19 protein-coding genes are annotated in these 21,134 nt (G+C 68.4%); 10 read left to right on the plus strand and 9 right to left on the minus strand.

Going from position 1 to position 21,134, the window contains the following annotated elements:
• Positions 1-4: 4 nt before the first annotated feature.
• The 6 genes from MMB92_RS25570 to MMB92_RS25595 all read right to left on the minus strand — a co-directional run bounded on the left by MMB92_RS25570 (position 5) and on the right by MMB92_RS25595 (position 6,072).
• The gene (locus tag MMB92_RS25570; RefSeq protein WP_006483334.1) at positions 5-799 is read right to left on the minus strand and encodes an ATP-binding cassette domain-containing protein; all 795 of its coding nucleotides are present in this window, start codon (positions 797-799) and stop codon (positions 5-7) included.
• On the minus strand, positions 796-1,911 hold the full coding sequence (locus MMB92_RS25575; protein ID WP_058903923.1) for an acyl-CoA dehydrogenase family protein: 1,116 nt from the start codon (positions 1,909-1,911) through the stop codon (positions 796-798). Before MMB92_RS25575 ends, MMB92_RS25570 begins: the two co-directional genes overlap by 4 nt.
• Entirely contained in the window at positions 1,884-2,450 is a 567-nt protein-coding gene (locus tag MMB92_RS25580) for a carboxymuconolactone decarboxylase family protein (RefSeq protein WP_006489008.1), read from the minus strand. Before MMB92_RS25580 ends, MMB92_RS25575 begins: the two co-directional genes overlap by 28 nt.
• Positions 2,451-2,574: 124 nt before the next feature.
• Positions 2,575-3,531: an AraC family transcriptional regulator gene (locus MMB92_RS25585; RefSeq protein WP_212137098.1), complete on the minus strand. Its 957-nt coding sequence runs from the start codon at positions 3,529-3,531 to the stop codon at positions 2,575-2,577.
• A 231-nt stretch (positions 3,532-3,762) separates the two neighbouring features.
• Positions 3,763-4,851, minus strand: coding sequence for an aldose epimerase family protein (locus MMB92_RS25590; RefSeq protein ID WP_006483285.1), 1,089 nt, complete (start codon positions 4,849-4,851; stop codon positions 3,763-3,765).
• Positions 4,852-4,878: 27 nt separating this feature from the next.
• Entirely contained in the window at positions 4,879-6,072 is a 1,194-nt protein-coding gene (locus MMB92_RS25595) for a DNA-binding transcriptional regulator (RefSeq protein ID WP_048985823.1), read from the minus strand.
• A gap of 265 nt (positions 6,073-6,337) precedes the next feature.
• Here MMB92_RS25595 and xylA point away from each other — a divergent pair, with 265 nt between their 5' ends.
• From xylA to MMB92_RS25620, 5 genes are all read left to right on the plus strand, one after another.
• Positions 6,338-7,660 (plus strand): xylose isomerase, encoded by a 1,323-nt coding sequence (gene xylA / locus MMB92_RS25600; RefSeq protein ID WP_034203489.1) that lies wholly within the window; start codon positions 6,338-6,340, stop codon positions 7,658-7,660.
• Positions 7,661-7,786: 126 nt separating this feature from the next.
• Positions 7,787-8,815, plus strand: a complete 1,029-nt coding sequence (gene xylF / locus MMB92_RS25605; RefSeq protein ID WP_277563028.1) for a D-xylose ABC transporter substrate-binding protein — start codon at positions 7,787-7,789, stop codon at positions 8,813-8,815.
• 63 nt (positions 8,816-8,878) lie between these two features.
• Positions 8,879-10,438: a D-xylose ABC transporter ATP-binding protein gene (gene xylG, locus MMB92_RS25610; protein WP_058903925.1), complete on the plus strand. Its 1,560-nt coding sequence runs from the start codon at positions 8,879-8,881 to the stop codon at positions 10,436-10,438.
• Complete coding sequence (locus MMB92_RS25615) at positions 10,435-11,634, plus strand: sugar ABC transporter permease (RefSeq protein WP_034203492.1); 1,200 nt, start codon at positions 10,435-10,437, stop codon at positions 11,632-11,634. Before xylG ends, MMB92_RS25615 begins: the two co-directional genes overlap by 4 nt.
• Positions 11,635-11,674: 40 nt before the next feature.
• The gene (locus tag MMB92_RS25620) at positions 11,675-11,992 is read left to right on the plus strand and encodes a hypothetical protein (RefSeq protein WP_006483278.1); all 318 of its coding nucleotides are present in this window, start codon (positions 11,675-11,677) and stop codon (positions 11,990-11,992) included.
• A 44-nt stretch (positions 11,993-12,036) separates the two neighbouring features.
• On the opposite strand, the gene MMB92_RS25625 is transcribed toward MMB92_RS25620, so the two are convergent.
• Both MMB92_RS25625 and MMB92_RS25630 read right to left on the minus strand, forming a co-directional pair.
• Positions 12,037-14,142, minus strand: a complete 2,106-nt coding sequence (locus MMB92_RS25625) for a TonB-dependent receptor (protein ID WP_277563029.1) — start codon at positions 14,140-14,142, stop codon at positions 12,037-12,039.
• 458 nt (positions 14,143-14,600) lie between these two features.
• Positions 14,601-15,521, minus strand: a complete 921-nt coding sequence (locus MMB92_RS25630) for a LysR family transcriptional regulator (protein WP_006483288.1) — start codon at positions 15,519-15,521, stop codon at positions 14,601-14,603.
• An 81-nt stretch (positions 15,522-15,602) separates the two neighbouring features.
• On the opposite strand from MMB92_RS25630, the gene MMB92_RS25635 reads away from it, so the two are divergent.
• The 5 genes from MMB92_RS25635 to aroE are packed head-to-tail and all read left to right on the plus strand — an operon-like array spanning position 15,603 to position 19,456.
• Positions 15,603-16,553: a 2-dehydropantoate 2-reductase gene (locus MMB92_RS25635; protein WP_212260976.1), complete on the plus strand. Its 951-nt coding sequence runs from the start codon at positions 15,603-15,605 to the stop codon at positions 16,551-16,553.
• A complete protein-coding gene (locus MMB92_RS25640) occupies positions 16,550-16,942 on the plus strand; it encodes a VOC family protein (protein ID WP_006483283.1) in 393 nt (130 codons plus the stop codon). The genes MMB92_RS25635 and MMB92_RS25640 overlap by 4 nt, the downstream gene beginning before the upstream one ends.
• A 2-nt stretch (positions 16,943-16,944) precedes the next feature.
• Positions 16,945-17,403, plus strand: a complete 459-nt coding sequence (locus tag MMB92_RS25645; RefSeq protein WP_006498137.1) for a MaoC family dehydratase — start codon at positions 16,945-16,947, stop codon at positions 17,401-17,403.
• Positions 17,403-18,626, plus strand: coding sequence for a CoA transferase (locus tag MMB92_RS25650; protein ID WP_077056993.1), 1,224 nt, complete (start codon positions 17,403-17,405; stop codon positions 18,624-18,626). Before MMB92_RS25645 ends, MMB92_RS25650 begins: the two co-directional genes overlap by 1 nt.
• The gene (gene aroE / locus MMB92_RS25655; protein WP_006483282.1) at positions 18,623-19,456 is read left to right on the plus strand and encodes a shikimate dehydrogenase; all 834 of its coding nucleotides are present in this window, start codon (positions 18,623-18,625) and stop codon (positions 19,454-19,456) included. The genes MMB92_RS25650 and aroE overlap by 4 nt, the downstream gene beginning before the upstream one ends.
• A gap of 323 nt (positions 19,457-19,779) precedes the next feature.
• Here the strand turns inward: aroE and MMB92_RS25660 are convergent, their stop codons facing one another.
• Positions 19,780-21,096 (minus strand): MFS transporter, encoded by a 1,317-nt coding sequence (locus tag MMB92_RS25660; protein ID WP_006483289.1) that lies wholly within the window; start codon positions 21,094-21,096, stop codon positions 19,780-19,782.
• Positions 21,097-21,134 lie beyond the last annotated feature (38 nt).

Genomic DNA, 21,134 nt, shown 5'->3' on the forward strand with positions numbered 1-21,134 from the left:
GAGGTCAGTTCAAGGGATGGGGTTCGGACGCGTGCGGGCGCTTCATGCCGGCCTGCAACGCCTTCAGGATGTCGATGCGCATCGTGCCGAGTTCGCTGACGAACGCGTCGCGCGGATGCGGGTAATCGACCTGCCACGCGTCGATGAAGCGGCCTTGCGTGCCGAGCAGCACGATGCGATCGGCCACCAGCAGCGCCTCGTCGATGTCGTGGGTCACGAGCACCGTCGCGCAGCGCGTCGTCGACACGATGTTCACCAGCAGCCGCTGCATCGCCGCGCGCGTGACTTCGTCGAGCGCCGAGAACGGTTCGTCGAGCAGCAGCGCGTGCGGCCGACGCGCCAGTGCGCGCGCCAGCGCCGCACGCTGCGCCATCCCGCCGGAAAGCTGGGCCGGGCGCAGCGACGCGGCGGCGTCGAGCCCGACCGCGCGCAGCGCCGAGCGGACGCGTTCGCGTTGCTGATCGCGCGTGAGGCGCTCCTGATGCGCGAAGGCAAGCCCGAACGCGACGTTCCGTTCGGTCGACAGCCACGGCAGCAGGCACGGGTCCTGGAACGCGATCGCGATCCTCGGGTGCGGGCCCTGCAGCAGCGCGCCGTCGACGGATACGGTGCCGGATTGCGGCCGCTCGAGCCCGGCCAGTGCGCGCAGCAGGCTCGACTTGCCGGTCCCGCTCGGGCCGATCAACGCGACGATTTCGCCGCGCCCGACCGACAGCGACACGTCGGCAAGCACGGTCGTGCGCGGCTCGTCGCCGTAGCCGAGCGTCAGGTGACGGGCGTCCAGCAGCGGGGGCGTCATGCGGCGATGCTCCGCGCTTGCGCGGCGAGTTGCGCCTTCAACTGCACCACGCTCGGCGTGACGATCGGAATGAACGCCGCTTCGCGCCAGCGTCGCTCGAAGCCGAGCCCCGCATCGCGCAGATAGCCGCGGCCGCCGCTCGCCTCGAGTTCGAGGTTCACGGCGGTGGCCACTAGCGTCGCGAGCGCGATACGCAGCTCGAACAGGCGGTTCGGATGCAGGCGCAGGCTGCCGTCGGCGATGCCGGCCGACAACTGCGAGCACGCGGCGGCCAGTTCGGCCGCGCACGATTCGACTTCGGGGCCGAGAATGCCGCGCGTCGTCTCCGCCGCGCGCCGCGCTTCGGCCAGCGAGCGCCGCGCGAGCCCGATCGACAGCCCGCACTGCAAGCCGAGGAATGCCGGTCGTACCGCGGGCAGGAAGGTTTGCGCATCCGGATGGATCAGCCAGGCGGCGTCGCTCGGCACGGCGTCGAGATGCAGCGCGGCGGTGTTGCTGCCGCGCAGCGCGATCAGGTCGAGATCCGTGCTGCGGGCCAGGCCGCGCGCGTCATCCGGAATCGCGACGATCGCGGACGGCCGCCCATCGTCGAACGCGACGGCTGCCGCCACCACGAACCGTTCGGCGCGCAGGTTCGTCACCCACGCCATCCTGCCCGTCAGCCGCCAGTCGTCGGCGCTGTCCGCGTGCCGCGTCGCGTCGATCTGAAGCGACTCGATGCCGCACAGATACTTCATCGCGTTCGACAGCCCGCTGGCGCCGGCGCAACGGCCGTCGAGCAGCGCCGGCAGCCAGCGCGCGCGCAGTGCGGCGTTCGGGCTTTGCAACAGGTACTCGATGAAGCTGCGCTGGCCCCACAGCACGAATGCCGCGGTCAGCGAATGCTCGGCCACCGCGGCGATGCCGGCAATGGCGTCCGCGGTGGTGCCGCCGGCGCCGCCGAGGCCCGCCGGCACGCCGATCCGGAACAGTCCGGCCGCCGCGAGGCGCGGCACGACTTCCGCTTTCAGCGCGGCGCGCGTGTCGAGCGACGTGGCGTTCGCGTCGAGCCAGTCGACCAGCGACGCGTCGAGTTCGGGCGCCGTCAGGCGGCCTGTGTCCGGGGTTCCCATCGGTATGCCGCCAGTTCGGGGTTGAGTTCGTTGCGCGACAGGTTGTTCGCGAAGTTGCACAGCGTCGCGAGGCTCACGCCCAGCACCACTTCGAGCGCGTTCGCCTCGGTGAAGCCGGCGGCCAGGAACGCGTCGAGCGCGTCGTCGGGCACGCCGCCGCGCGTCGCGATCACGGCGCGCGTGAATGCGGCGACGGCGTCGAGCCGCGGATCGGCGACCGGTTCGCCGTCGCGCAATGCATCGACGTCGGCGTGGTCGACGTGGGCCTTTTTCAGCGCCGCCGCGGTGTGTCCGGCCACGCAGAACGCACAGCCGTGGACGGCGGCCGCGGTGATCTGCACGGCTTCGCGCTCGGCGAACGTGAGGCCCGCGCGGCTGTTGATCTCCGCGACGGTCAGATAGGTTTCGAGCGCGACCGGCGCGTTCGCGAGCGAGCGCACGAGGTTCGGCAGGAAACCGTTCGCGCGCTGCGACTTTTCCAGGAATGGCTGGCTGGGCGCGGGGGCGGTTTCGATGGTGGGCAAGGGCAGGCGGCTCACAGGATTCTCCGGAGGGGCAGTGAGATCATTGTCGAGGCGGCGCCCCCGCCGGACAATGCGCGAACATCCGCGATTCCTGTGCGTTCGTCCCGCGCCGCGCGTTCCGCCGTCGCGCCGTCTCCGGCTAGTGCAGGCGCGCCGCCGATGGCGACGCAGGGCCGCCGCGCCGCCATGCGCCGGGCTGCATGCCCATCGTGCGCTTGAACGCATGCGCGAACGCCGATTCCGACTGATAGCCGACCAGTTCACCCGCACGCGAAATCGGCAGGCCTTGCTGCAACAGGTCCGCCGCGAGTCGCATCCGCACCATCGTGACGAACTGCATCGGCGGATGGCCGGACGCTTCGCTGAAGTGCTTGCAGAACGCGGTGCGCGACATGTTCGCGAATGCGGCCATCGAGTCGGTGGTCCACGCGTCGGCGGGCGCATCGATGATCGCGGCGACGAGCGTGGCGAAACCGGTCCGCTGCATCAGCGACGCGAGGCCGCTGGCCACGGTATCGTGCCCCGCGGCATCCCGCACCGCATAGAACAACAGCAGTTCGACCAGCTTGTCGATCAGCGGGGAGGGCGCGTCGACGCCATGGCGGCCCTCGGCGCGAATCAGGTCGAACAGCCCGTGGATACCGCGATAGGCGTCGTCGCCGCGCCGCACGATCAGGTACTCGGGAAAGAGCGACACGATCGCGCGCGACACGGTGGAGTGGAATTCGATGAAGCCGCAGGCGAGCCCGACGCTGCCGTCGACCGACGGGTCGAGCGGTTGCATCGACCCGCGTCGCTCGAGCGGGCGGCCGCCCGCGACCGCGCAGGCCTGCGGGTCGACCGGGCTCGGCGACAAGCCGTGCGGCACGTCGCGCAGCAGAAAGACGGCTTCACCGGCGGTGACCGGGATGCTGTCGCGCCCGTCGGCGAAATGCAGCCACGCCGATCCGTGCAGGATCACGTGGAAGCTTGCTTTCGCACGGCCGGCGGTGGACGCCTGCCAGTCGCCGCAATACTGGCCGACATGAAAAAGCTGGCTTCTCGGCTCCAGGCTGGACAGCAGCCAATGGACGACCTTGTCTGTTTGCGCGGACATTCCGATGCTGGAGGATGGGTGACGCGCCCATGCTACGGGCTGCGCCGCGCCGCTCAAACCAACGAATCGTAGAAAGCATTTTCCTGTTTCAGCGATCGCCTCGTTGCCCCGGCTGTGCGCGTGACGGCGTGAATCCGCAGGGGGAAAGCCGACGCGAGCAAGCGGGGCCGCGTGGCGAAGCGTCGGCATTCGCGCCGGTTCCCGCCAAGCGACGCTGCCGCCCGCCCCGCGCTACGCGTGAACGCCGACCCGATACCGCGTGGTCTGTCGATAGACGGTGCCCGGACGAACGATCACGTCGTCGCGCAGGCCGTCCATGTTGACCTGGTCCGGAAAGCCGCCGGCCTCGACGCACAGCGCCGCGTGGCGTGCGCACCGCGTGCCGCCGCTCACGCGCACGCCGTCGAGATAGTTGCCCGTATAGAGCTGCAGGCCGCGCTGATCGGTCGACACGATCAACTCGCGGCCGCTTTCCGGATCGTAGACGCGTGCGACGGGCCGGACTTCGCGCGCGCCGTTGCCGACGACGAAGCAATGATCGAAGCCGCGCGCCCGCGCGAGTTGCGCATGCGGCCAGTCGAGGCGCGCGCCGAGCGGCGCGCTGTGCCGGAAATCGAACGCCGTGCCCGTCACGTCGGCCGTGCCGGTCGGGATCAGCGCGTCGTCCACTTCGAGGAACGCGTCGGCGTCGATGTGCAGCAGATGGCCGCGCACGTCGCTGCCCGCGCGTCCGTTCAGGTTGAAGTAGCTGTGATTCGTCAGGTTCAGCGGCGTCGGCGCATCGGTCCACCCCGCATAGTCGATCGTCAGCGTGCCGTCGTCGTCGAGCGTGTAGCGCACCTGGACGCTCACGTTGCCGGGGAATCCCGCATCGCCTTCCGGCGAATCGAGCCGCAGCGTCAGGCCGCCGCCGTCGTCGATCACGTCCCACCGCGCGCGATGAAACCCGTTCGCGCCGCCGTGCAGCAGGTTGCCGTTCTCGTTGCGGTCGAGCAGGTAGTCGACGCCGTCGAGCGTGAAGCGGGCGCCGGCGATCCGGTTTGCCCATCGGCCGATCGTCGCGCCGAGGTAGACGCCGGATTCGAGGTACTCGGCCGGCGTGTCGTGCGCGAGCACGATATCGGCGAAGCGTCCCGTGCGATCGGGCGCGAGCCACGACACGACGGTCGCGCCGAGGTCGCTGACGACGACACGCATCCCGTGCGCGTTGCGCAGCGTATAGCGCCGCACCGGCTCGCCGTCGGGCAACGTGCCCCACGGCTCGGCGTGCACGCGTGCGACGCCGCGTGTCAGGTAGGAGGAATCGGTATCGATATGCATGAGTGGAGGTCGGATGGGCGGCGGGCGTCAGGGCGTGGCGGCCGCGCGTTCCTGATATTCGCGCGGCGTGCAGCCGAGTTCGCGCCTGAACACCGCATACATGTACTGAAGCGACGTGAACCCGCAACGGATCGCGACTTCGGCGCTGCTGGCCTGCCGGCCGGCAAGCAGCGCCTGCGCGGCTTCGAGCTTGTGGCGCAGGATCTCCTGGTGCACGGTGCGCTGCAGTTCGCGCCGGAAGTGCTCCTCGAGCAGCGAGCGCGACACGCCGACATAGTCGGCGACCTGTTCGGTCTTGATCCCCTGGCACGCGTACTGGCGGATGAAATGCCGCGCACGCATCACGTGCGGGCTCGCCAGCGGCTGGTGGCGCGTCGATTCGAGCACGTTGATGCCGACCGGCGGCACGAGAATGCGCTGCCCGGGAAAGCGCGCGCCGCGCAGCATCCGATGCAGCAGGTGCGCGGCGGTGCGGCCCATTTCCTCGGTGCCCTGGATCACCGACGACAGCGGAATGCGCGTCAGCGTGCGCGTGAGCGGATCGTTGTCGATGCCGATGATCGCGACCTGTTCCGGCACCGCGAGGCCGGCGATCAGGCACGCCTGCAGCAGGTGCCGCGCGCGCGCATCGGTCACCGCGATCACGCCGACGGGCTTCGGCAGCGCATGCAGCCAGTCGATCAGTTGCTCGATCGCGTGATTCCAGCCCGACGCGCTGGTCGACAGCCCGCGGTAGATCGGCGCGTCGAGCCCGTCCGCGCGCGCGAGCCGGTCGAACGCCAGCTCGCGCTGCTGCGCCCAGCGGTTCTCCTGCGCGACCGGCAGGCTGTACATCGCGAAATGCGCGAGCCCCGCGCCGATCAGGTGCGTGTACGCGAGCGACACGAGCTTCGGGTTGTCCGTCGCAATATATGGGACGCCGTCCGGGTACTGCGTCGGGTCCTCGTACGACGATCCGATCGCGACGATCGGCAGCGGCGAGCCGGCGAGCGCGTCGGCCACGGCCGGGTCGTCGAAGTCGGCGATGATGCCGTCGCCGTCGAAGCGCTCGATCCCGGTGAGCCGGCAGCGGAAGTCGTCTTCGAGGAACAGGTCCCACACGACGCGCGTCGTGTGCAGGTACTGGCCGATGCCGCTGATGATCTCGCGGTCGTAGACCTTGTTCGCGTTGAACAGCAGCGCGATGCGGTGCGGTGTCTGGGCGGAAGGGGCGCGTGTCATCTCGGTGTCGGGCGAGCGCGTCGGGGGCGCCGTGCCGTTGTCTCCGGGGCGCGCTCGCGGAGGCGGCGCGCGGTGGTCTGGTGACGGCGATTGTAGGACGGAATGCGTACCGTACGAGCGCCGCTGGCAAGAAACATCAAGCGGGCTGCGCAATTTCGCAATTGCCGGCCGGCAGGCGCGCGGGCACGATCCAGCCAACCGAATTCGGCCGCGCGCGTCGCCGCGACGCGCGTTGCGCTGCAACAAGAACCCGCACGGAGACGCCATGTCGTATTTCGAACATATTCCCGCGATTCGCTACGAAGGCCCGCAGTCGGACAACCCGCTCGCGTATCACCATTACGACCCCGACAAGCGCGTGCTGGGCAAGACGCTCGCCGAGCATCTGCGGATCGCGGTCTGCTACTGGCACACGTTCGTGTGGCCCGGTCACGACATCTTCGGGCAGGCCGCGTTCCGGCGGCCGTGGCAGCAGCCGGGCGATGCGCTCGAGCGGGCGCGGATGAAGGCGGATGCGGCGTTCGAATTCTTCACGAAGCTCGGTACGCCGTTCTATACGTTCCACGACACCGACGTCGCGCCGGAAGGCGACAGCCTGCGCGAATACGCGGCCAACTTCGCGCGGATGGTCGACTATCTCGGCGAGCGCCAGCAGGCAAGCGGCGTGCGGCTGCTGTGGGGCACCGCGAACCTGTTCTCGCATCCGCGCTTCGCGGCCGGCGCCGCGACGAACCCGAACCCCGACGTGTTCGCGTGGGCCGCGACCCAGGTATGCCATGCACTCGACGCGACCCATCGCCTCGGCGGCGAAAACTACGTGCTGTGGGGCGGGCGGGAAGGATACGAGACGCTGCTCAATACCGACCTGAAGCGCGAGCGCGACCAGTTCGCCCGCTTCCTGTCGATGGTCGTCGAGCACAAGCACCGGATCGGCTTCAAGGGCGCGCTGCTGATCGAGCCGAAGCCGCAGGAGCCGACCAAGCACCAGTACGACTACGACGTCGCGACCGTGCACGGCTTTCTCGTGCAGTACGGACTGCAGAACGAGATTCGCGTGAACATCGAGGCGAACCACGCGACGCTCGCCGGTCACTCGTTCCATCACGAGATCGCGAACGCGTTCGCGCTCGGCGTGTTCGGCAGCGTCGACGCGAACCGCGGCGACCCGCAGAACGGCTGGGACACCGACCAGTTCCCGAACAGCGTCGAGGAACTGACGCTCGCGTTCTACGAGATCCTGCGTCACGGCGGTTTCACGACCGGCGGGATGAACTTCGACGCGAAGGTGCGCCGCCAGAGCATCGATCCGGAAGACCTGTTCTACGGCCACGTCGGCGCGATCGACGTGCTCGCGCTCGCGCTCGAACGCGCGGCGGTGCTGGTCGAGAACGACCGGCTCGATGCGTTGCGCCGGCAGCGCTATGCGCAATGGGACGACGCGTTCGGCCGCAAGATCCTGGCGGGCGGCTATACGCTGGAGTCGCTCGCGGCCGACGCACTCGCGCGCGGCGTGGACCCGAAACATGCGAGCGGCGCGCAGGAGCGGCTCGAGAACATCGTGAACCAGGCGATCTACGGGTTGCGCTGACGCGATGCCGCGCAGGCGGCCGGCAACGGTCGCGCTGCCGGGCTTTGCAGTGACTCGATGCGGGCGGCGCATGTCGGCTGCCGCCCGGCGTTCGTGAGGTGGTTCCATAACAAGGAGTTTGGAGACATGAAATCCGTAACGCGTCGTACCGTATTGAGTTCGCTGGCCGGCGCCGCCGCGCTCGCGATCCTCGCGCTGGGCACGCCGCTCGCCCATGCGAGCAAGGACAAGCCCGAGATCGGTTTTTGCATCGACGACCTGCGCGTCGAGCGCTGGTCGCGCGATCGCGACTATTTCGTCGCGGCCGCGACGAAGCTCGGCGCGAAGGTGTCGGTGCAGTCCGCCGATGCGAGCGACGCGCGGCAGATTTCGCAGATCGAGAACCTGATCTCGCGCGGCGTCGACGTGATCGTGATCGTGCCGTTCAACTCGAAGACGCTCGGCAACGTTGTCGCCGAGGCGCGGAAGGCCGGCATCAAGGTCGTGTCGTACGACCGCCTGATTCTCGATGCGGACGTCGACGCGTACATCTCGTTCGACAACGAGAAGGTCGGCGAGCTGCAGGCGCAGGGCGTCTTCGATGCGAAGCCGAAGGGCAACTATTTCCTGCTGGGCGGCGCGCCGACCGACAACAACGCGAAGATGCTGCGCGAAGGACAACTGAAGGTGCTCAAGCCGGCGATCGACCGAGGCGACATCAAGGTCGTCGGCCAGCAGTGGGTGCCCGAATGGAGCGCATCGACCGCGCTGCGGATCGTCGAGGATGCGCTGACCGCGAACAACAACAAGATCGATGCGATCGTCGCGTCGAACGACGGCACGGCCGGCGGCGCGATCCAGGCGCTCGCCGCGCAGCATCTGGCCGGCAAGGTGCCGGTATCCGGGCAGGACGCGGATCTGGCCGCGGTCAAGCGCGTGATCGCCGGCACGCAGACGATGACCGTCTACAAGCCGTTGAAGCTGATCGCGAGCGAAGCCGCGAAGCTCGCGGTCGATCTCGCGAAGGGCGCGAAGCCCGCGTTCAACGCGCAATACGACAACGGCAGGAAGAAGGTCGATACGGTGCTGCTGCAGCCGACGCTGCTGACCAAGCGCAACGTCGACGTCGTCGTGAAGGACGGCTTCTATACCCAGGCCCAGCTGGCGAGCCAGTAACGGCGCGACGCGCGGGCGGCGCTTCACTAGCGCGCCCGCGCGCATCCTGCGAGGCATGAACGAATGACGGAACCCTTGCTGACGATGCGCGGCATCGTCAAGGCATTCGACGGCGTGAAGGCACTCGACGGCATCGACCTCACCGTGCGGCCTGGCGAATGCGTCGGGCTGTGCGGCGAGAACGGCGCGGGCAAGTCGACGCTGATGAAGGTGCTGTCGGGCGTCTATCCGCACGGCACGTGGGACGGCGAAATCCGCTGGGAAGGCGCGCCGCTCGTGGCCGCCGGCGTGCGCGACACCGAGCGGGCGGGCATCGCGATCATCCATCAGGAGCTGATGCTCGTACCCGAGCTGTCGGTCGCCGAGAACATCTTCCTCGGCAACGAGATCACGTTGCCGGGCGGGCGCATGCACTTCGCGGCGATGGTCCGGCGCGCCGAGGCGTTGCTGCACGAACTGCGGATCGACACGATCAACGTCGCGCAGCCGGTGATGAACTACGGCGGCGGCCACCAGCAGCTGATCGAGATCGCGAAGGCGCTGAACAAGCACGCGAAGCTGCTGATCCTCGACGAACCGTCGTCGTCGCTGAGTGCGTCGGAGACGCGCATCCTGCTCGACATCGTGCGCGATCTGAAGCGCCGTGGGGTGGCGTGCGTCTACATCTCGCACAAGCTCGACGAGGTGGCGGCCGTGTGCGACACGGTCACCGTGATCCGCGACGGACGCCACGTCGCGACCGAGCCGATGGCCGCGCTGACCACCGACCGGATCATCGCGATGATGGTGGGCCGCGAGATCCGCGACCTGTATCCGCGCGAGCCGCACGAGATCGGCGACGTCGTGCTCGACGTGCGCCACGTGACGTGCCGCGACGTGACGAACGCGCGCCGCAAGCGGGTCGACGACGTGTCGTTCAGCGTGCGGCGCGGCGAGATCGTCGGCGTCGCCGGGCTGGTCGGCGCGGGGCGCACCGAGCTGATGCAGGCGATCTTCGGCGCGTATCCGGGCGCGTGCACGGCGAGCGTGACGATGAACGGCCGGCCGCTGTCGATCCGCTCGCCGGCCGACGCGATCCGCGCCGGCATCGCGATGGTGCCGGAGGACCGCAAGCGCCACGGCATCGTGCCGCAGCTCGGCGTCGGCCACAACATCACGCTCGCGGTGCTGCGGCGCTTCGCAGCGCGCGGGCGGATCGACGCGGCCGCCGAGCTCGATACGATCCGCACCGAGATGCAGCGGCTGTCGGTGCGCGCAGCGCACCCGTTCCTGTCGATCGCGAGCCTGTCGGGCGGCAACCAGCAGAAGGCGGTGCTCGCGAAGATGCTGCTGACCGAGCCGCAGGTGCTGATCCTCGACGAACCGACCCGCGGCGTCGACGTGGGCGCGAAGGCGGAGATCTACCGGCTGATCTTCGCGCTGGCCCGGCGCGGCGTCGCGCTGATCGTCGTGTCGTCGGAATTGCCGGAGGTGCTCGGCCTGGCCGATCGCGTGCTGGTGATCGGCGAGGGCGAGCTGCGCGGCGATTTCGTCAACCAGGGCCTCACGCAGGAACAGATCCTCGGCGCCGCGCTGAAGCCCGCGCGCCTGCCCGCCGAACCCACTGCAGCGAGCGCGATATGAATTCCGAACTTTCTTCCTCGACCCCGGCGACGCCGGATGCAGGCGCCGGCCGCGCGCCGCGGCTGCCATTGCGCCATGTCTTCACGCGCTACAAGGTGCTTGCGCTGCTGTTCGCGGTCGTCGCGATCTGGGCGTTCTTCTCGGTGCTGACGGACGGCGCGTTCGTCACGCCGCGCAACGTATCGAACCTGCTGCGGCAGATGTCGATCACCGGCATGCTCGCGTGCGGCATGGTGTTCGTCATCATCGCGGGCGAGATCGACCTGTCGGTCGGCTCGCTGCTCGGGCTGCTCGGCGGCGTCGCCGCGATCCTCGACGTCAACCGTCACTGGCCGGTCGCGGCGACGGTCCCGGCCGTGCTCGCGCTCGGCGTGCTGATCGGGCTCTTCAACGGCTGGTGGTCGACCTATCGGCGCGTGCCGTCGTTCATCGTCGGGCTGGGCGGGATGCTCGCGTTTCGCGGCATCCTGCTCGGCGTGACCGGCGGCTCGACGATCGCGCCGGTATCCGACGGCTTCGTGTTCATCGGGCAGGGCTATCTGCCGCGCGTGGCGGGGGACGGCCTCGCGGTCCTGCTGTTCGCGCTCGTGACGCTGCTGGTGGTGCGGCAGCGCGGCACGCGGCATCGCTACCGGCTCGCGGTCGCGCCGCTGTGGCAGGACGTCGCGAAGATCGTCGGCGCCGGCGCGGTACTGTTCGCGTTCGTCGCGACGCTCGACCGTTACGGCGGCATTCCGGTGCCGGTGCTGTTGCTGCTCGCGTTGCTCGGCGTGTTCTCGTGGATCGCGACGCAGACGGTATTCGGCCGGCGCATCTATGCGGTGGGATCGAACCTGGAGGCGACGCGGCTGTCGGGCGTGGACACCGATCGCGTGAAGCTCGCGATCTTCGCGCTGATGGGATTGATGTGCGCGTTTGCCGGCCTCGTGAACACGGCGCGGCTGGCGGCCGGGTCGCCGTCCGCCGGCACGATGGGCGAACTCGATGCGATCGCCGCGTGCTTCATCGGCGGCACGTCGATGCGCGGCGGGTCGGGCACCGTCTACGGCGCGTTGATCGGCGCGCTCGTGATGGCGAGCCTCGACAACGGGATGTCGATGCTGGACGTCGACGCGTACTGGCAGATGATCGTCAAGGGCGCGGTGCTGGTGCTGGCGGTGTGGATCGACGTGGTGTCGCGCTCGAACCGGCGGTGACGGGCCGCTGGTCGGTCGCGAGTCGACAACGAGGAAGGCCATGGAACGAAACACGATGCGCGTGCAGGATGTTTCCGTGCGGGCGGCCGGGCCGCGCGCGATGCCGGATGCCGGCCCGGTGCTGGGCCTCGGTGATCCGCGCGACCGGCAGGTGATCGCGGATGCACTGCGCGCGCTGCTGCACGAGCGGTCCGAAGCGCTGTCGTTCGCGATGCGGATGGCCGACGCGTGCGGCCGATCCCGGCCCGATGCGGCCGATTTCGCGCTGACCGACATCATTCGGCTGGCGCGCATCGTCGAGCGCATCGAGCGGGACGGCGCGGCGGAGCCCGCTGCGTTTTCCGCAGGGGCGCGCTGACGGCGACGCAAGTCGCCGCGCTCGCGCGGTAGCGCGAACGGGCGCTAGAACGAGTAGGCGAGCGACGCGAACAGGCTGCGCGGCGCGCCCGGCGTGACCCACAGGCTGTTGTACGAACTGACGTAGGTCGTGCGGTTGAACAGGTTGTTCAGCACGACCGACGCGCGCAGGTGCTTGTTGACCTGAAGATAGCCGTTCAGCTGCACGGTCGCGTAGGCCGGCAGCTCGAAGCCGTCCTGTGTGTTGGCCGTGTTGCCCGCGCGGCGCCCGACGTAGATCACGCCGGCACCGGCGCCGGCCTTGTCCGCGAACGGCAGCGTGGTTTCGTACATCAGCAGCGCGCTGCCGCTCAGCCGCGGAACGTCGACGAGGCGCGCCCCGGGCGTGAGCACGGCATCGCGCGTGACCTCGGCGTCGACGTACGCGAGGTTGGCGAGCCCGCGCAAGCCGTGACCGAGATCGCCGCTCCATTCGAATTCGACGCCGCGGCTGCGCACTTCGCTGGCCGCGCGCGAGAAGCCCGCATTCGCCGGATCGGCGGTGAGGACGTTGCGCTTGGTCACGTAGAACGCCGAGACGGTCGTGAGCCAGCGCGCGCCCGCCCATTTCGCGCCCGCTTCGTAGCCGTGGCCCTTTTCGGGATCGAACGCGCGGCCGCCGACGTCGGCGCCGTTGTTTGGCCGGAACGAATACGCGGTGTTCGCATACAGCGACCACGCGGGACTCATTTCATACACGACGCCGATACGCGGGCTCAGCGCGGTCTGGAGCTGGCTCGTCGTCACGCCCTTCAGGCGGTTGTCGATCGACTGGTGGAAGCGATCCCAGCGCAGTCCGGCCAGGATTGTCCAGTGCGGCCCGAACGCGAGCGTGTCCTGCGCGTAGACGCCTTGGCCGTCGTCGCGTTCGAGCAGGTTGGTCGCGGTGCGCGGCGTCGGCGCGGGCTGGCCGTAGACCGGATCGAAGATGTCGATCGCATACGGCGCGGCGGCGGTCGGCGTGGAACGCGTGACGAACTGGTCGTAGTTGAAGCGATACGCATCGACGCCCATCACGAGCGTGTGGCCGATGCCGCCGGTGCGGAACGAGCCGGCCGTCTCGAGGCGGCCTTGCAGGTCGTTCGAGTGAAACGCGACTTGCCGGTAGCGGCGCCACAGCGTGCGGCCGTCCGGCTGCAATGCGAACGCCTCGGACGAGCGCCCCGACAGGTCGGTGTTGCGTTGCGCGACGCCGGCATTGATCGACCAAGCCGAATCGATGCGATGCTCGATCGTGAACTGGTGGCCCGTGTTGCGCACGTCGTAGTCGCCGTCGCGCGGCTCGCCGAGAAAGCGCGACGCGGGGATCACGCCCAGTTGCCCGTTGACCGCGAGCACGCCGCGATCGAGCGGTGCGCGCTGACGCGCACTTTCGAACTCGTAGTGGAGCGTCGTGTCCGCGCCGATGTCCCACGTGAACGACGGCGAGAACAGGTAGCGTTTGCTCGACACCGTGTCGCGAAAGCTGCCGTTGTTCTCGTTCATCGCGACGAAGCGGTACGCCAGCGATTGCGTGACGGGGCCGGTCGTATCGAGGGTCTGCCGCAATGCGCCGTAGCTGCCGGCCGACACGCCGACGGTGGTCGCGCGGGCAAACTGCGGCTGCTTGGTCGTATAGCTGATGATCCCGCCCGGATCGCCGCGGCCATACAGCGCGGACGCCGGCCCCTTGAGCACTTCCATCCGTTCGAGGTTGACGGTGTCGCGCGGCACGCTCATGCCGCGATTCCACGAAAAGCCGTTGACGAGGTAGTCGGTGCCGGACGTGTTGCCGTCGCCGGCGAAGCCGCGCACCGCGTAGTTGTCCCACAGGCCGCCGAAGTTGTTCTGGCGCGAGACGCCCGCGACCCAGTCGTAGAGATCGTCGCCGCGCGTGGCGGCCACGGTCTGGATCAGCTTCGTGTCGACGCTGCTGACCGCGAACGGAATCTCCATCACGTCCGCCTCGCTGCGCGTCGCGCTCGTCGATTCGCGCGTACGAAACGGCGCCGTCGCGCGTTGGGCGGAGATCTCGATGGTGGGCAGCGCCGTCTCCTGCGCGTCGGCGCTGCCCATGCCGGTCGTGCCGACGACGATGGCCATCGGTGCGGCCGCCCAGTTCCTCCTGCTCATACTCCTCCTTTTTGTGTGTTTCGCGTTCGGGCACGGCGGGCGGCCTCGCGCCGACATCTGTGTTCCAAACAGTACATTTGCGCGGCAATTTAATGCAAATGAGAGGCATTTGCAATCGTAATTTTGAGATTTGGAGGACGAAGCGAAACGGCGGGTCGCACGGCCACGGGCGGGAGGGCGAGCGAAGCCGCGTCCGGTTTCGAGACGGCCGATTTCTTCCCGCCGTCCGGCTGGCGCGTGGCGCCCATGCAGGGCGCGATGGGGCTGCGCGACCTGGAGACCGAGCGGGCCTGCGCCGTGGCTGAGCATGGCCGGCGTGCTCGATATTCTGCGCAACGGTCGCGTGCCGTTGGGGCCGCGGCCCCTCTATTTCTGCGTCTACGTCGGGATGAGGGCGGTGACGTTTGGGTCGCCCACCCCGTTTACGCGTACCGGCACCCCCGCGCCATGGCTACCGGTCAACGCGACGCACCGAACAACTCGGTCACGAGGCCGCGCAGCCACCGGTTGCCCGCCTCGTGGTGATATCGCGCATGCCAATGCTGCCGTACCGCGAATCCGTCGACCGGGATCGGGCAGGCATGAACCGCCAGGTCGTTCGCGTGGGCCAGCGTCTCGCCGATATGGCGGGGAAGCGTCGTGATCAGATCGGTCGTCTGGACGATCGCCCCCAGACCCAGGAAGCCCGGCAATTCCAGCACCACGTCCCGCTCGATGCGCGCCTGCCGCAGCGCCTGTTCGAGCAGCTGCGCGCCGGTTCCCGCCGTGATGGCGACATGTCCTTCGGAACGGTACTGCTTTGCGCCGAGCCGGCCGCGAATTCTCGGGTGATGCCGATTGGCCAGACAAATCCAGTCCTGGTCATACAGCTTCTGCTGGTAAATGCCGCCGCCGAGCCACGGCACATAGCCGATCGCGAGGTCGGCCTCGCCCGATTCGAGCGCGCGTTCCGTATTGCCGTCGATCCGCGCGGCTTCCAGCCGGACGCCAGGCGCCTGCGCCCTGACATGGGCCAGTAGCCGCGGCAGCAGCGTGATGTGGCTCGCGTCGGTCATGCAGATGCGAAAGCGTCGCTGGGCCGTCGACGGATCGAACGCGATCTCCCACGCGGTGAAGCGCCGCAGCGATTCGAGGATTTCCCGGCAGGGCCCGATCAGCGCATCGGCCTGAGGCGTCGGCGCCATGCCGCCGGGCGTCCGGATGAAGAGCGGATCGTGCAAGTGTTCCCGCAAATGCCCGAGCCAGATGCTGACCGTCGGCTGGCTCTGGCCGAGTTGCTCGGCGACGCGCGTGACGCTGCGCACGTCGTACAGGAGATCGAAAAGCTGCAGCAGCTTCAGGTCGGGCAGATCGGCAGGCATCGGCACATTATTGTCCATTGCAATGACGTCATTGTATCCATTGCATTGCCGGCATGAGCGGCAACTCCTATCGTGAGGCCATACGTCAAGGAGACAGCATTGAAAATTGCAATTCTGGGCGCTGGCGCGCTGGGGTGCGCAATCGGCGCCACCCTTACCGAAGGCGGTCACGAGACCTGGCTGATCGATCGCTCGCCCGTGCACGTCGACGCGATGCGTCGCGACGGACTGCGCGTCGACGACGCCCGCGGCAGCCGCCAGGTACGCGTGCATGCGACGACGCAGGCTGCCGAAGTCGGCACGGCCGACCTGGTCGTGGTGCTGGTCAAGTCGTTCCACACCGACGCGGCGATTCGCGGCGCCCGATCGCTGGTGGGCGCGGATACCGTCGTGCTGTCGCTGCAGAACGGCCTCGGCCACGAGGACATCCTGAGCGACGCCGTCGGCCGCGAGCGCGTGCTCGCGGGCAAGACCTACGTCGGCGGCGTGCGGCGCGGCCCGGGCCATATCGAATCCGGCGTGATCGGCAAGTCGACCTACATCGGCGAACTCGACGGCCGCATCACGCCGCGCGTGCGGGCGATCGCCGACGCGTTCGATGGCGCCGGTCTCGCGACGACGATCAGCGACAACATCGTCGGCACGATGTGGGACAAGCTGCTGGTGAACGTCGCGACGGGCGCGCTGACGGGCCTCACGGGGCTCACCTACGGGCAGCTTTACGACGAGCCGCTGCTCAAGGCCACGTCGCTCGCGGCCGTGGCCGAGGCGATCGCGGCGGCCCGGGCAGCCGGCGTGAAGTTGTCGATGACCGACCCCGAACAGGCATGGACGCTGGCCGCTGAAGGGCTGCCCGCGACCTTCAAGACCTCGATGCTGCAAAGCCTCGAGAAGGGCTCGATCACCGAGATCGACTTCATCAACGGTTCGGTCGTGCGCTGCGGGCAGCGCTACGGCGTGCCGACGCCGGTCAATGCGACGCTCGTCGCGTGCATCAAGGGGCTGGAGCGCGCGATGGCCGATCGCCAACGCGAGGAGGTTGCCGCATGAGCGCCACGAAAGCCTATCTCGAACACGTCGCGATCTGGGTGAAGGACATCCGCTGGCACATCCGTTTCTTCGAGGACGTGCTCGGCATGACGCTGCGCGAAGTCGACGGCCCGCTCGACGCCCCGCGGCAGTACTGGACGCTCGGCGGCCTGCAGTTCATCCACGCGCCGGAACACGACGGCCCGGAAGGCCGGCTCGCCCATCTCGGCGTGATGTGCGAGGACCTGGAAGCCGCGCTCGCCGCGGCGCGGCGATTCGACGTGACGGAGATGCCGCAGGGGCGCAACTGGCTTCGCCTGCCCGACGGGCTTGCCGTCGAACTGATTCAGGCCAAGCCGGCTTCCTGCGTCGCGCAGGCGCTGGCGATCGACCCGCGCGCGGAGGCATGACCATGACGATCGTCGAGAAATACTGGGACGACGCCCGCGAGGGCGACGCGTGCACGAGCCCGACTTACGTCGTGACCAAGGCGCGCATTCTCGCGTACGCCGACCTCACCGGCGACCATACGCCCGTGCACGTCGACGAGGATTACGCGAACGCCAGCCATTTCGGCTGCCTCGTCGCGCACGGGCTGTTCGGGCTGTCCGTTGCCGACGGCCTGAAGACCCAGAGCGACTATCGCTTTGTGCCCGGCATGTCGCTCGGCTGGACCTGGGATTTTCTGCTGCCGATCAAGGTCGGCGACGTGCTGCACGTGACGTTCCGCGTCGGTTCGATGCGGGCCAGCAAGAGCCGCCCGGACTGGGGCATCGTCGTGCTGCCGTCGGAGCTGATCAATCAGGACGGGCAGGTCGTTCAACGCGGCGAACATCGCCTGATGGTGCCGCGCCGGCCGGAGGCAGCGTGATGCAGGCCCGTCCCCTCGAAGGCATGCGCGTCGTCGACTACAGCCATTTTCTTGCCGGCCCGTATGTCGGGCGCTGCCTCGCGGCGCTCGGCGCCGAAGTCATCAAGGTCGAGCGCCCGGGCGCCGGCGACGCCGGACGTCAGCATGCGACCGTGCTCGACGACCAGCAAAGCGGCTATTTCCTGCAGCTCAACATGGGCAAGCGCGGCGTGAGCGTCAACATGAAGGACGCGCGCGGCAAGGCGTTCATGCAGCGGCTGTGCGACTCGGCCGACGTCTTCATCGAGAACTATCGGCCGGGCGCGCTGGACAAGCTCGGGCTCGGCTATGAAGAACTGTCGGCGCGCAATCCGGGCCTTGTCTACTGCTCGATTTCGGCGTACGGGCATACCGGTCCCGATGCGCATCGCGCCGGCTTCGGGCTGATCGCCGAAGCGAAGAGCGGGATCATGCAGATGGTCGGCACGCCCGGCGAGCGGCCGCCGCTGCTACGCATTTCGCTCGGCGACATGTACACCGGGATTCATGCGGTCGCGGCCATCAACGCCGCGCTGCTCGGGCGCGTGAAGAGCGGCCGCGGGCAGCATATCGACATGGCGCTGTACGACACGCTGGTATCGATGCACGAATATGCGGTGCAGTGCTACACGCTGCAGCGCGTGCTGCCCGAGCAGACCGGGCACGACATGCCGACCTCGACGCTCTATGGCGTGTTCCGGGCCGCCGATGGCGATCTCGTGATCGCCGCGCAAGTCGACGACGCATGGAAGCGCTTCGCGCAACTGATCGAAGCGCACGGCGGCCCGGCCCGCTTCGGCGCGGACACACGATTTCACGACAGCACCGGCCGCAACGCGCACCGCGCGGAAATCCTGGCGGTGGTCGAGCCGTGGGTGGCCGCGCGTTCCGTCGCGTCGGTACTGGAACTGCTCGACGGCATCGACGTGCCGTGCGCGAAGGTGCAGCGCATCGACGAGGTGTTGAACGACCCGCAGATCCAGGCCAGAGGCATGGTCGTCGAGCAGCAGCATCCGCGCTACGGGACGCTGCGCCTGCCGAACCTGCCGTTCCGGTTTTCCGATTGCGACACGACGATACGCGACGTCGCCCCCGATCTCGGGCAGCACAACGCGGAGGTCGCGCGCTCCCTCGGGTTCGATTCGGCCGAAATCGATGCGATGCAGGCCGACGGCGTCCTCTATTCAAAAGCGAGCCAACGATGACGGACCAATACGCGGTGATCGGTTATCCGATCGGGCACACGAAATCCCCGCTGATTCACGGTCTGTTCGCGCAACAGACGCGACAGGACATCCGCTATACGGCGATCGAGGGGCCGGTCGAGCCGGCAGGCGCCTTTGCTGCAGCGGTTCGCGCATTTTTCGAGGGGGGCGGCAAGGGTATCAACGTGACCGCGCCATTCAAGCTCGACGCATTCGCGATGTCCGACGAGCGAAGCGCGCGCGCGACGCTGGCGGGCGCAGCCAATGCGCTCAAGTTCGACGGCGACCGCATCTGGGCGGACAACTTCGACGGCATCGGACTGGTTCGCGACATCGAAGTCAATCTCCGGCTTCCGATGGCGGGCAAGCGCATCTTGCTGCTCGGTGCCGGCGGCGCGGCACGCGGCGCGCTGCTGCCGTTCCTCGATGCCGGGCCGGCCGAACTCGTTATCGTGAATCGCGACGTCGACAAGGCGCGCGCACTGGCCCTGGAGGTCGCCGGATGCGGAACGCTCATCGCGGGCGGCTATGCGGACCTCGCCCGGATGGGACGTTTCGACCTGGTGGTCAATGCGACGTCGGCCAGTCTGACCGGCAACCTGCCGCCTGTCCCGCCGAGCGTGTTCAGCCCGACCGGCACGGCCTACGAACTGGCCTACGGCAAGCGCCTGACGCCGTTTCTCCGACTCGCGAAAAATGCCGGCGTGCACGGCATCGCGGATGGCGTCGGCATGCTGGTCGAGCAGGCGGCCGAGGCGTTCGCCTGGTGGCGCGGCGTCCGGCCCGAGACCAGCGCGGTGATCGACCGGCTGGCCGTGCCGTTCGACTGAGTGCGCGACGGCGCGCGGCCCGCGTTCCGGCTACGTCAACGCAGCGGCCGGGCCGTCGCGCGTCGTTACGCTGAACGGTCGACCGTGACGCACACGGCGCGCGAACGCCGGATGACGTGCGTGGACCGACGTGGCTCGCGCGTAGCAATCACGTGCCCCTTCGTCGATCCGGCATTCGATTCATTGCGGCTTCCGGTACGCAATGCGGCAGCGACGAGGTTCTCCAACGGCGTCGCGAGGCGACCGAGCAGTCGCGCGAGCGCGCTGCCGTCGTCGAACCGCGCACGGCAACCGCGCCGCAATCGCGCCGCCGGGCGCGCTTCTCATGCAGGCGACGCCGAACGCCGCACCGTCCCGCCTTTGCGATACAGCGACAGGGTCGCGAGCAGTCCGCAGCATGCGGCGAAGCTGAGCCAGTATCCGGGCGCGGCCTTGTCGCCCGTGATCTCGATCAGATAGGTCGACACCGCGGGCGTGAAGCCGCCGAAGACCGCCGTCGCGAGGCTGAAGGCCAGCGAGAAACCGGCCACGCGAACGCTGGCGGGCATGATTTCGGTCAGCGCCGCGACCATCGCGCCGTTGTACATGCCGAAGAAGAAGGAGAGCCACAATAGCACGGCCAGCATGCGGCCGAAGCTGGGGGCGGACGCAAGCCACGCGAGCGCGGGATACGACGTCACGATGGCCGCGACTGCGATGGCCACGAGAATCGGCTTGCGTCCGATGCGGTCCGACAGCGCACCGCCGACGGGCAGCCAGAAGAAATTCGACACGCCCACGCACAGCGTGACGACCAGGCTGTCCGCCGTCGACAGTTTCAGTACGGCCCTGCCGAACGTCGGCGTATAGACCGTGATGAGATAGAACGTCGTCGTGGTCATCGCGACCAGCAGCATGCCGGCGAACACGGTGCGCCAGTTCCGCAGCATCGTCGCGACTACCTCGCGTGCACGCGGACGATGGGTGCGCGCCTTGAATTCGTCCGTTTCCTGCAGCGTTCGGCGAAGCACGAAAATGACCGGGACGATCGCGCAACCGATGAAGAACGGGATGCGCCAGCCCCATGCACCGATTTCCTGGCTCGTCAGCAGATGATTCAGCAGATAGCCCAAGGCCGCCGCGATGACGATCGCGACCTGCTGGCTGGCCGACTGCCAGCTCGTATAGAAGCCGCGGTGCCCGGGCGTCGCCATTTCCGCCAGATAGACCGACACGCCGCCCAGCTCGGCACCGGCCGAGAAGCCCTGCAGCAGGCGCCCAAGCAATACCAGCGCCGGTGCGGCGAGCCCGATCGTCGCGTACCCCGGCACGCACGCGATCAGGATCGTGCCGCTCGCCATGATCGAGAGCGTCACGATCAGGCCTTTGCGTCTGCCCACTTCGTCGATGTAGGCGCCGAGCACGATCGCGCCGAGCGGGCGCATCAGGAAACCGGCGCCGAAGACGGCAAACGTCAGCAGCAGCGACGCGAACTCGCTTGCCGCCGGAAAGAAGACCCGCGAGATGCTGGTCGCATAGAAGCCGAACAGAAAAAAATCGAACTGCTCGAGAAAATTGCCGCTGGTCACGCGCAGGACCGCGCCGAGCTTCGACGTGCGTGCGGCCGTGCCGTCCGGCGCGGTTGACGGTGAGGGATGCATGGGGTGTCTCCGTTGGATGTATGGTGCGAAGCGGCCCG

Source organism: Burkholderia sp. IO2 (assembly GCF_029522185.1).
Taxonomy (GTDB): domain Bacteria; phylum Pseudomonadota; class Gammaproteobacteria; order Burkholderiales; family Burkholderiaceae; genus Burkholderia; species Burkholderia cenocepacia.

Coding starts and splice junctions, on each gene's coding strand:
- MMB92_RS25570 (WP_006483334.1), bottom strand. CDS start 799: ATGACGCCCCCGCTGCTGGACGCCCGTCACCTGACGCTCGGCTACGGC.
- xylF (WP_277563028.1), top strand. CDS start 7,787: ATGAAATCCGTAACGCGTCGTACCGTATTGAGTTCGCTGGCCGGCGCC.
- xylA (WP_034203489.1), top strand. CDS start 6,338: ATGTCGTATTTCGAACATATTCCCGCGATTCGCTACGAAGGCCCGCAG.
- MMB92_RS25615 (WP_034203492.1), top strand. CDS start 10,435: ATGAATTCCGAACTTTCTTCCTCGACCCCGGCGACGCCGGATGCAGGC.
- MMB92_RS25660 (WP_006483289.1), bottom strand. CDS start 21,096: ATGCATCCCTCACCGTCAACCGCGCCGGACGGCACGGCCGCACGCACG.
- aroE (WP_006483282.1), top strand. CDS start 18,623: ATGACGGACCAATACGCGGTGATCGGTTATCCGATCGGGCACACGAAA.
- MMB92_RS25620 (WP_006483278.1), top strand. CDS start 11,675: ATGGAACGAAACACGATGCGCGTGCAGGATGTTTCCGTGCGGGCGGCC.
- MMB92_RS25585 (WP_212137098.1), bottom strand. CDS start 3,531: ATGTCCGCGCAAACAGACAAGGTCGTCCATTGGCTGCTGTCCAGCCTG.
- MMB92_RS25650 (WP_077056993.1), top strand. CDS start 17,403: ATGCAGGCCCGTCCCCTCGAAGGCATGCGCGTCGTCGACTACAGCCAT.
- MMB92_RS25575 (WP_058903923.1), bottom strand. CDS start 1,911: ATGGGAACCCCGGACACAGGCCGCCTGACGGCGCCCGAACTCGACGCG.
- MMB92_RS25645 (WP_006498137.1), top strand. CDS start 16,945: ATGACGATCGTCGAGAAATACTGGGACGACGCCCGCGAGGGCGACGCG.
- MMB92_RS25640 (WP_006483283.1), top strand. CDS start 16,550: ATGAGCGCCACGAAAGCCTATCTCGAACACGTCGCGATCTGGGTGAAG.
- xylG (WP_058903925.1), top strand. CDS start 8,879: ATGACGGAACCCTTGCTGACGATGCGCGGCATCGTCAAGGCATTCGAC.
- MMB92_RS25590 (WP_006483285.1), bottom strand. CDS start 4,851: ATGCATATCGATACCGATTCCTCCTACCTGACACGCGGCGTCGCACGC.
- MMB92_RS25595 (WP_048985823.1), bottom strand. CDS start 6,072: ATGACACGCGCCCCTTCCGCCCAGACACCGCACCGCATCGCGCTGCTG.
- MMB92_RS25630 (WP_006483288.1), bottom strand. CDS start 15,521: ATGGACAATAATGTGCCGATGCCTGCCGATCTGCCCGACCTGAAGCTG.
- MMB92_RS25625 (WP_277563029.1), bottom strand. CDS start 14,142: ATGAGCAGGAGGAACTGGGCGGCCGCACCGATGGCCATCGTCGTCGGC.